This is a genomic window from Arthrobacter crystallopoietes, from assembly GCF_017603825.1.
In the GTDB taxonomy this organism is placed as follows: Bacteria; Actinomycetota; Actinomycetes; order Actinomycetales; family Micrococcaceae; genus Crystallibacter; species Crystallibacter crystallopoietes_B.
This window is the reverse complement of the sequence record NZ_CP072014.1, coordinates 321,481-332,570: the sequence shown is the minus strand read 5'-3', so window position 1 is coordinate 332,570 and position 11,090 is coordinate 321,481. Positions and strand designations below refer to the sequence as shown.

The 11,090-nt window shown below is 66.0% G+C and carries 9 protein-coding genes; 7 read left to right on the top strand and 2 right to left on the bottom strand.

What is annotated here, in order from left to right; all coding sequences use genetic code 11:
* The first annotated feature begins 46 nt into the window (after nucleotides 1-46).
* The 7 genes from J5251_RS01625 to J5251_RS01595 all read left to right on the top strand — a co-directional run bounded on the left by J5251_RS01625 (nucleotide 47) and on the right by J5251_RS01595 (nucleotide 9,340).
* A complete protein-coding gene (locus J5251_RS01625; protein ID WP_208575014.1) occupies nucleotides 47-1,264 on the top strand; it encodes a benzoate/H(+) symporter BenE family transporter in 1,218 nt (405 codons plus the stop codon).
* A gap of 282 nt (nucleotides 1,265-1,546) precedes the next feature.
* On the top strand, nucleotides 1,547-2,911 hold the full coding sequence (benA, locus tag J5251_RS01620) for a benzoate 1,2-dioxygenase large subunit (RefSeq protein ID WP_208575013.1): 1,365 nt from the start codon (nucleotides 1,547-1,549) through the stop codon (nucleotides 2,909-2,911).
* 12 nt (nucleotides 2,912-2,923) lie between these two features.
* Nucleotides 2,924-3,442, top strand: coding sequence for a benzoate 1,2-dioxygenase small subunit (gene benB / locus J5251_RS01615; protein ID WP_208575012.1), 519 nt, complete (start codon nucleotides 2,924-2,926; stop codon nucleotides 3,440-3,442).
* A gap of 88 nt (nucleotides 3,443-3,530) precedes the next feature.
* The gene (gene benC / locus J5251_RS01610) at nucleotides 3,531-4,622 is read left to right on the top strand and encodes a benzoate 1,2-dioxygenase electron transfer component BenC (RefSeq protein WP_208575011.1); all 1,092 of its coding nucleotides are present in this window, start codon (nucleotides 3,531-3,533) and stop codon (nucleotides 4,620-4,622) included.
* 186 nt (nucleotides 4,623-4,808) lie between these two features.
* A complete protein-coding gene (locus J5251_RS01605) occupies nucleotides 4,809-6,197 on the top strand; it encodes an MFS transporter (RefSeq protein ID WP_208575010.1) in 1,389 nt (462 codons plus the stop codon).
* On the top strand, nucleotides 6,190-8,976 hold the full coding sequence (locus J5251_RS01600; protein WP_208575009.1) for a helix-turn-helix transcriptional regulator: 2,787 nt from the start codon (nucleotides 6,190-6,192) through the stop codon (nucleotides 8,974-8,976). The genes J5251_RS01605 and J5251_RS01600 overlap by 8 nt, the downstream gene beginning before the upstream one ends.
* 154 nt (nucleotides 8,977-9,130) lie before the next feature.
* Nucleotides 9,131-9,340 carry a YegP family protein gene (locus J5251_RS01595; RefSeq protein ID WP_205676781.1) on the top strand — a complete coding sequence of 70 codons (210 nt, stop codon included), beginning with the start codon at nucleotides 9,131-9,133 and terminating at the stop codon, nucleotides 9,338-9,340.
* Nucleotides 9,341-9,458: 118 nt separating this feature from the next.
* On the opposite strand, the gene J5251_RS01590 is transcribed toward J5251_RS01595, so the two are convergent.
* Together J5251_RS01590 and J5251_RS01585 are read right to left on the bottom strand one after the other, a co-directional pair.
* A complete protein-coding gene (locus J5251_RS01590) occupies nucleotides 9,459-10,058 on the bottom strand; it encodes a hypothetical protein (protein ID WP_240792966.1) in 600 nt (199 codons plus the stop codon).
* Between the two features lie 71 nt (nucleotides 10,059-10,129).
* Complete coding sequence (locus J5251_RS01585; RefSeq protein WP_208575008.1) at nucleotides 10,130-11,077, bottom strand: hypothetical protein; 948 nt, start codon at nucleotides 11,075-11,077, stop codon at nucleotides 10,130-10,132.
* Nucleotides 11,078-11,090 lie beyond the last annotated feature (13 nt).

The following is an 11,090-nucleotide window of genomic DNA, read 5'->3' as shown; positions in this document are numbered from 1 at the left end:
GCAGTTGTTGGCCGCGCCACAGCCGTCGGATAGTGTCTGCAACATTATGGCGCTGGCAAACACTAAGACTGATTCTTCCCGCCTGACCCACCGCTCCGCGATGTCCCTCTCTGCTGTCCTGGCCGGGCTGATCGCTGTGGCCGTCTCCTACGCCGGGCCCCTGCTGGTGGTGCTCGAAGCGGCGAAAAGCGCGGGACTGACACCCGAGCAGACCATCTCCTGGGTCTGGGCGGTTTCCATTGCCAGCGGGCTGGTGTGCACGGTGCTGAGCCTGTTCACCCGCCAGCCGGTGATGGTGGCCTGGTCCGTTCCAGGCGCCGCGCTGCTGCTGACTGCCTTGGGCGACTACTCCTACTCCGACGCGGTTGGCGCCTACATCGTTGCGGGCATCCTGGGGACCGTCCTCGGGGTCACCGGGCTCTTCGGCAAGCTGCTGTCCGCGGTGCCGAAGCCTATTCTCGCCGGCGTCCTGGCCGGCGTGCTGCTGCCCTTCGTGGTCAATGCGGCCCCGGCCGTGATCGCCTCCCCCTTGGTGGCCGGCGGCCTGGTCCTGGCCTATTTGGCAGGCAAGCGCTTCCTGCCGCGGTATGCGGTATTCGTGGCGCTGTTTGCCGGCGTCGTTCTGGCCATCTTCACCGGGGAGCTTGCCGCGCCGCAGCTGTCCCTCTCGCTGGCTGGGCCGCTGTGGACCATGCCCACTTTCAACGCGACGGCGATCATGGGCATTTCGATACCGCTGCTGATTGTCACTATGGCAGGCCAGAACGGGCCGGGGCTGGCGATGATGCACGCCAGCGGTTATGAGCCGAACGACAAGCTACTGCTGGGCGCGTCCGGCGTGGCGTCGGTGCTGTTCGCCCCGTTCGGCTCCCACGCCATCAACCTCGCCGCCATCACGGCCGGTATCTGCGCCGGTCCGGAGGCCCACCCGGATCCGCGGCGCCGTTACGTTGCCGGAGTTTTCTGCGGTTTGTTCTATCTGGCGTTCGGCACCTTCAGCACGGCGATCGTGGCGTTGTTTGCGGTGATCCCGGGGGAGATGCTCACCGCCCTGGCCGGGGTGGCCCTGATCGGGGCGCTGCAGGGATCCTTCAAGGACACCGTGACGGCGGACCACACCTCGCCTGCTGTCCTGGAAGCTGCGCTGATCACCCTGGTGGTGACGGCGTCGGGCGTTGCGCCGTGGGGCATCGTGTCGCCGTTCTGGGGATGCCTGGCCGGAACAGTGTCTTACCTGGTCCTGCGCAGAGGCGCCAAGGTCTGAAGCCTGGACTCACCGTGGCGGGCCCCGGAAGCTTCGGCAGCCGGGGTCCGTTGGTTCTTTCGGCCGCGGATGGGCCCGGTTTCCGCGGAAATCCGGGGCAAAAGGATTCAGACAATCGAGGGTGGTTTTAGGACGCCGGGAGTCTTGCTGCACCCCCTAGCCGTGACTAGGCAAATGTCTGGTGCGACGCAGGTCACAGTACTGCGAGGGTGGAATATCTGATTTGGACCGGCTGCCAAGTGGCCTGCCGGGCAACGACGCCCAACGTTGAATGGAGTGACCATGACCGAAACCTTGGACAGCATCCGCACCCACCTTGAGGACGCCCTGATCGAGGATCATGAGAACGGGATCCACCGGGCGAAACGGAGCATCTTTACCGATGAGGAGATCTTCGAGCTCGAGATGAAGCACATTTTCGAGGGCAACTGGGTGTACCTGGCGCATGAGAGCCAGATCCCGAATGTGGGCGATTACTTCACCACCTACATCGGCCGGACCCCGGTGGTCATTTCCCGGTCCAAGGACGGCGAGCTGAACTGCCTGGTCAACGCGTGCAGCCACCGCGGCGCGATGCTGTGCCGGCGCAAGACCGATAACCGCAACAACTTCACCTGCCCGTTCCACGGCTGGACGTTCAACAACAAGGGCAAGCTGCTCAAGGTCAAGGACTCCCGCGACGCCGGCTACCCCGAGCAGTTCAACAAGGACGGCTCGCACGACCTGACCAAGGTCGCCCGTTTCGAGTCCTACCGCGGCTTCCTCTTCGGCTCGCTGAAGGAAGACGTCAAGCCCCTCGAGGAACACCTCGGCGACAGCACCAAGATCATGGACATGATCGTGGACCAGTCGCCGGAGGGCCTCGAGGTGCTGCGCGGCGCCTCCACGTACACCTATGACGGGAACTGGAAGGTCCAGGCCGAGAACGGTGCCGACGGCTACCACGTCTCCGCCACGCACTGGAACTATGCGGCGACGACGGCTCGCCGGACCGCGGGCGAGTCCAGCAACGAGACGAAGGCCATGGACGCCGGTACCTGGGGCAAGCAGGGCGGCGGCTACTACTCCTTCGAGCACGGCCACCTGCTGCTGTGGATGTGGTGGGGCAACCCCGAAGACCGCCCGCTGTACGAGCGCCGGCAGGAACTGGCCGACGAGCACGGCGCGGACAAGGCAGAGTTCATGGTCGGCGCCTCGCGCAACCTGTGCCTCTACCCGAACGTCTACATCATGGACCAGTTCTCCTCGCAGATCCGCCACTTCCGGCCCATCTCCGTGGACCAGACCGAGGTCACCATCTACTGCATCGCCCCGAAGGGCGAGTCCGACGCCGCGCGGGCGAACCGGATCCGCCAGTACGAGGACTTCTTCAACGCTTCCGGCATGGCCACCCCGGATGACTTGGAAGAGTTCCGCTCCTGCCAGAAGACGTACCTGGCCGGCACGGCGAAGTGGAACGACCTCAGCCGCGGCGTGACCCACCAGCTCAACGGCCCGGACGAGCAGGCCAAGAAGATCGGCCTGAACCCGATCTCCAGCGGCGCCAAGACCGAAGATGAGGGCCTCTACCCCGTCCAGCACGGCTACTGGCTGCAGAGCATGAAGGCCGCGGTCGAGGCCGAAGCCGCCGAGAAGAACAACGCCTAAGGAGCATCGACGATGACTGCAACCGCTGAACAGCCCACCACCGCCGTCGCCCTTGAGGACATCCAGCAGTTCCTCTACCGCGAGGCACGGTTTCTGGACGACCGTGAGTTCGAGAAGTGGATCGACTGCTACCACCCCTCGGCCGAGTTCTGGATGCCGGCCTGGGATGACAACGACGAACTCACCGAAGATCCGCAGCGCGAGATCTCGCTGATCTACTACTCCAACCGCGGCGGCATCGAGGACCGGGTCTTCCGGATCCGTACCGACCGCTCCAGTGCCACCAGCCTGCCCGAACCGCGCACCGGCCACAACATCACCAACGTCGAAATCATCGAACAGCGGGATGACACCGTGGATGTGCGCTTCAACTGGTTCACCCTGTACTACCGCTACAACAACGTGGACACCTACTTCGGCACGTCCTTCTACACGCTTGATTTCTCCGGTACGCAGCCGGTCATTATGAAGAAGAAGGTCATCCTGAAGAACGACTACATCCACCACGTGGTGGACGTCTACCACATCTGATCGAGCGGCTGCCGGACCGGGAATCCCGTCCGGCAGCCGAAGGCACCGCCCCCACGACAGCCCCGGTCCCGATGGAAACGAGTTCCCCATGTCCTATCAAGTTGCCCTCACTTTCGAAGACGGCCTCACCCGGTTCATCAAGTGCAACACCTATGAAACGGTGGCAGACGCCGCCTACAAGGCCCGTATCAACATCCCCTTCGACTGCCGCGACGGCGCCTGCGGCACCTGCAAGGCTTTCTGTGAATCAGGTAATTACGATGCCGGCGAGTACATCGACGAAGCGCTTACCGAGGACGAAGCGGAAAAGGGCTTCTGCCTGCCATGCCAGATGGTCCCGGAGTCGGACCTGGTGCTGCAGATTTCCGGCACGGCAGAAATGGCGAAAACCGGAGCCCAGACCTTCCAGGCGAGGATCGCGGACCTGCACTGGTTCGCGGACAACACCGCCGGCTTCACGCTGGACATCGAGAACCGCGACGAGCTGTCCTTCCTGCCGGGCCAGTATATGAACGTGGCCGTGCCGGGTACGGACGCGGTCCGGTCCTACTCCTTCAGCAGCGGGCCCGGCTCCGAACAGCTGAAGTTCCTGGTCCGCACCGCCCCGGACGGAGCGATGACCGGCTACTTGAAGGACCGCGCCCAGACGGGTGACGTGCTGGAACTGACCGGCCCGATGGGCAGCTTTTTCCTGCGCGACATCAAACGCCCAACTTTGATGCTCGCCGGCGGTACCGGCATCGCACCGCTGCTGGCCATGCTGGAAAAGCTCGACACCACCGAACTGGGCCATCCACTGCACCCGATCCATCTGGTTTACGGCGTGACCTTCGACAAGGACCTGGTGGAGCTGGACAAACTGGAGTACTACGCGGAGCGGATCAAGGAGTTCACCTTCGATTACTGCGTCGCCGACCCCGACAGCTCCGCGGAGAACAAGGGCTATGTCACCCAGCACATCGCCGAGGAGCAGCTCAACGGCGGCGACGTGGACGTCTACCTCTGCGGTCCGCCGGCCATGGTCGACGCCGTGCGCAAGTACTGGGACGGTCAAGGCATAGTGCCGGAGAACTTCTACTACGAGCGCTTCGCCGTCGGCTCCACGAGTTCCGTCAAGGAGACTGGGGAGGAGCACGAAGGTCAGCCCGGCCACACCGAAGTCTCCGGTGACAACCGATGAGCGCCACGATTCCCCCCGGCCGCTTCAAGAGCTAGTTTCCTGCAGGCCGCATCAGGGGCCGATTCTTGCCAGCCGCTCTTCGCGGCTAAATCCTGCCGGCCATGGACGGCCGCGCAATCCCCATCCCGACACGAATCCCTATCGCGCCCTGTCTCAAAACAGGCCGCCGGACAAAGGAGTCTGTACATGAGTGTTCTTTCCGAATCCGCCGCGACAGCAGCACGCGGCCGCAAAACAGTCCGCTGGGTGGTGCTGATCGCCGCCCTCGCACTGGTCTTCGATGGCTACGACCTGGTGGTGTACGGCACCGTGGTCTCCAGCCTGCTGGACGATCCCAGCCAGCTCGGTCCGCTCGATGCGGCCCAAGCCGGTGCCTTGGGCAGTTATGCCCTGGTCGGCGTCATGGTCGGTGCCCTCGTGGTCGGCGCCGTCGGCGACTTCCTCGGCCGCCGCAAAGTCATGCTGATCAACATCGCCTGGTTCTCCATCGGCATGGCGCTGACGTCCATGGCCACCAGTGTCTTCGCCTTCGGCGTCCTGCGCTTCCTCACCGGCATCGGCGTCGGCGCCCTGGTGGCGACGGCGGGAGCGGTCGTGGCCGAGTTCGCTCCGGCGGGCAAGAAGAATTTCTACAACGCGATCGTCTACTCGGGCGTCCCGGCCGGCGCCACACTGGCCTCGGTGCTTGCCATCGTTTTCAACGGCATTCTCGACTGGCGCGGATTGTTCATGATCGGCGCCCTGCCCATTGTGTTCCTGCTACCGGTGGCCCTGTTCAAGCTGCCCGAGTCCCCCCGCTGGCTGCAGGCCCGCGGACGCCAGCACGAAGCGGAACTGCTGTCGGTAAAGACCGGTATTCCGCTGCTCGCGGCTCCCGCCTCGACGGCGACCGCAGCATCGGCGGTGCAGCAGAAGGCCGGATTCGCCGGTCTCGCCAGCCGGCGCTACGCAATTCCCACCGCGTTCCTGGGCATCATGAGCTTCTCCGGGCTGCTGCTGACCTACGGACTGAACACCTGGCTGCCGGAAATCATGAGCCAGTACGGGTACGACAAGAACTACTCGCTGATGTTCCTCGTGACGCTCAATGCCGGTGCCGTGGTCGGCGGGTTGATCGCATCCCGGTCCGCGGATAAATTCGGGGCCAAACGGATTGTGTCGACAACCTTCGCGCTGGCCGCCCTGTCCCTGGTCCTGCTGACCTTCGGCTTCCCGCTGCCGGTACTGCTGACGGCCATCGCCATTGCCGGCGTCGGTACATTGGGCACCCAGGTGTTGATCTACGGCCTCGTCTCGAACTACTACGCCACCTCGGTGCGCGCCGCAGGCGTGGCCTGGTGCGCCGGTTTCGGCCGCCTCGGCGGCATTTTCGGCCCGTTGCTCGGCGGTTTCCTCATCGCCGCCGGAGTGCAGACCGCGACGGCGTTCTACGTCTTCGCCGGGGTGGCACTGGCCGGAGCGCTGGTGACACTGTTCCTGCCCAAGCGTCCGGTCACCGAGGAGAGCTCCGGCCTGGCCGAAGACCGTCAGGCACCCGCGATGGCCACGGCAGCTAACATTGTCGGGAATGACTGAGACCAAAACCGAGCCCCTGGCGGGGCGTTCCGCGGAACTGGCGGCGCTGGCAGCAATGGCCGGCGCCGCCAGTTCCGCCGACCCGCAGATCGCCATCATCCACGGTGCTGCGGGCATGGGGAAGTCCAGCCTGGTGGAGCACTTTGTGTCCCGGCCTGCTACCGGCACGGTACTGCGGGCAGCAGGGACCCGCTGGGAAACGAGCGTGGACGGAAGCGTCCTGGCCCAGTTGCAGCGAGGTTACGACGGCGGCTCAACGGCACCTTCCTCCGTTCCCGCTGATCCGGCGGAGGCCGGACAGCTGCTGCTGGCCCGGCTCCGGTCTGCCTGTGCTTACGCTGCCGCGCACGGTGCGGACACCGACCACCCGCCGCTCGTGGTCTGGATCGACGATGTGCAGTGGGCCGATGAATTTTCGCTACGCGCGCTGGTCTTCGCCCTGCGGCGCCTCGATGCCGAACGCGTGCTGGTCCTGCTGGCAGTGCGGGATGAGCAGTGGGGGCAGCTGCCGGCGGGTTTCCGCGAATTCGCTGGCTCAGCAGCCGTGCAAAAGCTCCGGCTCCGTCCGATGGTCCCCGAACACGTCGTTTCGCTCGCCTGGTCGGTGCGGGCGCTGGAACTTCCGGCGCCGATGGCTTTGCGGCTTTGCGCCCATGCCGGCGGTAATCCGGGCTATCTCCTTCAGTTGCTGCAGGAACAGCCGGACGACTACTGGAACCAGTGGCACGAGCATCTGCCGGCGCCGCTGCGCCTGCGAGACGAAGTTGAAACCGCGCTGGCCGGTGCCGGGGCGGCAACCCGTGCTCTGGTGCAGGCCGCTGCGGTGCTGGAATCCGGCTGCCTGCTCGCCGATGCCGTCGCCTTGGCCGACGCTGCCGGAACGGACAGCATCCAGGATCCGCTGGCAGCCCTGGACGAGGCCCGTGCACTGGGACTGTTGAAGATCGGTGCCGACCTCCAGGTGCTGAACTTCCCCTATCCCTTGCTCCGGGCTGCCGTCTACGCCTCCCTGACCGCCACCGAGCGGGCTGCATTGCACCGCTCCGCTTCGACGATGGGGGACGATGAAGGCGAACAGTTGTTCCACCTGGCCGCCGCCGCCGCTCTGCCGGACATCGGTCTGGCCAGGCAACTCGACGCGTACGCTGCGCACCAGGCGGAGCGTGGCGCGTGGTTGTCAGCGGCGGCTGCCCTGCTGCGCGCCGGTCATGTCTGGCCCGATGCCACGGGCCGGCAACAGCGTTTGCTCCAGGCACTCGACGCCCTTGTCGCCGCCGGTGACCTGCCCCGGGCCAGCGCCTACGCGCAGCAGGTCGCAGGTTTCCGGCCCGGCCCGTTGAAGGAAGCCGTACTGGGCTACCTTGCCGTCCTCCGCGGCAGGGAGACCGAGGCGGACATGCAGCTGGACAAGGCCTGGCAGCAGTGCAATCCGGCATCGTCGCCGGACATCGCGGCGATGATCTGCCAGCGGCGCGTTCTGCATGCCTTGGCCGCGCAGAACGGAGCCGATCTGGTGCTCTGGGCCGAGCGCGCCATCGAACTGGCCCCTGAGGATTCCCCCGCCTTTATCGAATCGCGCTCCATCATGGGCCTGGGTCTGGCCGGGCTCGGCCGCATCGAGGAAGCGCACGCCCAGTACGGGAAGTTCCCGTCGCTGAAAGCCCTCGGCGCCCAGCGCCAGCGGGTACAGCTGGGCCGCGGCTGGCTGCTGCTGGCCCAGGACGAGCACTATCTGGCCCGGGACCAGCTCGCTGCCGCCGTCCCCACCGAATACCATCTGGGTTCAGGCCGGATCGCGCAATGGGCCCAAGGCTGGCTGGCCCGCGCGGAGTTCGAGCTCGGGGACTGGGACGAAGCCCTGCGCACGGTGGAGCGGGGGCTGCTCCAGCAGGAACGCCTGCAGATCCAGTTGGCCCGCCCGCTGCTTCATCTGACCGCCGCCCAGATCCATGCCCTGCGGGGAGATGCGGACAAGGGCGCACTCCACCGGGATGCGGCCAGGGCGCCGGCGGACAGCTACGCCATCATGCAGTTGCCCGCCGCGATGGCCGCCGCCTTCGTGGCGGAAGCCGCTGCGGATTACGAGGGCGTGCTGCGCGCCCTGGGACCGCTGCTGCAGTTGGACCGCGCCAACGGGATGGACGAGCCCGGGTTCTGGCCGTGGCACGATGTCTATGCCAACGCGTTGGTGATGACCGATCGGATGGCGGAAGCTGCAGATTTCCTCGTGCCGCATGAAGAGCTGGCAGCCAAGCGTGGCCACCGTACCGTGTTGGCCCGGCTGGCGGTACCCCGCGGCAGGATCCTCGGGGCCGAGGGCAGGCTGGATGAAGCCCGCGCGGTCTTCGAAACGAGCCTTGCCGGAATCAAGGACCTGCCGACGCCGTACGTCAGGGCGCGCGGAAACTTCGCCTATGGCCAGATGCTGCGCCGGGCCGGCCAGCGCCGGGAGGCCGCTGACATCCTGGCCCGGGCGCGGGACCTTTATCTGGCCCTCGGCGCCAGCGTCTACGTGGAGCGCTGCGACCGCGAGATCCAGGCCAGCGGACTGCAGAGCACTGGCCGCCGTGGCGCCCTGGACTTCTCTGTCCTGACGGCGCAGGAAATCGCTGTGGCCCGGCTGGTGGCAGAGGGCCGGACCAATAAGGAGACCGGTCTGGAGCTGTTCATCGCGGCCAAAACGGTCCAGTACCACCTGACGCGCATCTATTCGAAGCTGGGCATCAGTTCCCGCAGCGAACTGGCCGCCCGCTACCGGGCCGAAACCGAGGAAGGTTAGTGCCGGCGTCGTTCTTGGGATTTCCTGATTATCTGTGACGCAGGCTACATTCCTACTCGGCAGTACGGATTTCGGCGCTTATGCTTCTGGATTGGGGAACAGCTTCGACCGCTCAACGGAGAGCAGGGCGCCCCATGATTTCGGGAGAATGCGATTGTTTGAAATTTTCAAGGACCGCAACAAGCAGTACCGTTTCCGGCTCCTCGGGGCCAAGAACAAGGTCATAGCAGTCTCGGAGGCGTACGCGGAGAAATCTGCCGTGGTTGCGGCGATCAACGCGACGCGCGAGTACGCTGCCACCTCACGGATCAAGGACAAGTCTGTCCTGGCCGAGGTGCCCGAGCTGGCGCAGGCCGCAAGCTGAAGTAGCCTCGGGCTGCCGTCGGGCCCGGACCACGGCGGCCCAAATGCCCGACGGGCAGGTCCCGGCCGAATGCCGGCGGCACGAGCGGCTGCCGGCATTCCGCCGCTAGGGGCGCCGGCTACGTGAGCCGGGAGCGCTCCTTCCACTCCTGCAGCAGCCTGGCCAGCTCGGGGCGGGACATGTTCTTACGCAGACCCAAGGCGACGTTTTGCGGCCGCTGCATCTCGCCCTCCTTGGCATTGAGCACCATGACCCAGCCGGCGAAAACCGGAATGGTCCACTGCAGGATCTTCAGCTGCCGCTGCGCCTGTGCCAGCTCTTCCGACGACGTCGGACTCGGCTCGGTGGCTCCGGCAGCGCCTTCGTTCGAGAGTTTTTCGACCTTCCGGCCCAGCAGCCCCGCGTACGCGGTCACGCCGGCGCCGGTCAGCGTCACGATGGCTTTGTAGACGGAGAGCCGGACCACGCCGTGCTGGCTGCCCAGCCGGTCCGCGTTCTTCAGGACGAGCGGAATGCCGGAGAGCAGGTGTGCGCCGAAGGCTCCGGCCTGGACGGGAGCCCATTTTTTCCAACCCAGGCTGGACAGCCTGGCCCGTTCTCTGGGGTCCTTCGCCTGTGCGGCGGCGCCGTTCAGTCCGATGGCTCCCATCAGGGAGCCGCCGAACCAGGCGCCGGCGGTCAGATCATGGACGGACCGGGCGATAAGATTTCCTGACATTGTGAACTCCTGGAAAGACGGCTTGCAGGGAAGGTTATAAGCATACTTACTGTCTGCGTTCAGGTCGACCCCTAGTCCTGATCCTCCAGTGACTTCCGGGCGCGTTGCAGTCCGCGCCGCGCCTCCGCGGCGGAGCGTGTGGCTTCCTCGAGCCGGTCTTCGGCGGCCGCGGCTTCCGTGTCCACCGCCGTGATGCTCCGCTCCAAGGTGCGGATCCGGCTTTTCAACTCCGCCAGTTCCGCTGCGAGGTCCTCCCGCTTAGCGGAGATCTGTTCCACCTCGGCATCGGCCGCCTGTTCGCCGGCTTCCGTCTCGGCCAGCCGGCGGGCAGCCTTGTCCACATCCGCCTGGGCCTTTTGGCGGCGTCGTTCCGCTTCCTCGGCACGGCGCTGCTTCTCCCGGTCCGTCCGGGCGGCCCGTTCGGTACGGCGCTTGGCCAGCTCATCCACCGGTTTCTGCCTGGCCTTCGGCGCCGTCCCGGAGGCCTCGCCGACGGCCTCCGGGACGGCCACCTTGCCGTCCAGTTCCACCGGTTCCAGCCCGTTGGACGACAGCGAATCGGTCAGCAGGCCGCTGGCCACCGCGGCCGCCGCCGCCGGATCAGCCATGGCAGCCCGCAGTGTCTGCTCCACGTCCGTGGCGATGGTTTCGCTGACCGGATGCCCGAGCTCTTTCGCCAGCTTCCGGCCTTGTTTCGCGATCGCCGCCAACAACCGGTGCCGCTGGTCGCTCAGCTCGCGCAGCTGCTGTGGATCCAGCTCGTCCTGCGCCTCACGCATGGCCGCCCCGAGCCCGATGACGCCGTCGATCCCTTCTCGCCGGTGCGCGGCCAGCATGTTGACGAGCCAGGCCGCGGTGGACGGTTTCGGCAGGCCGCGGACCTGCTTGGACAGACCCCTGTCGGTCTTGCTCAACTCCTTGGCCCGCTCGTTCCGGGCGGCCGTGAAGTCCTTGGGCAGGAGGGCATAAAGTTCGACGGCGATGCCCGCCAGATCCGTGTCCGCGGTTTCCTGGTTCATGGGCAGGCGTGTC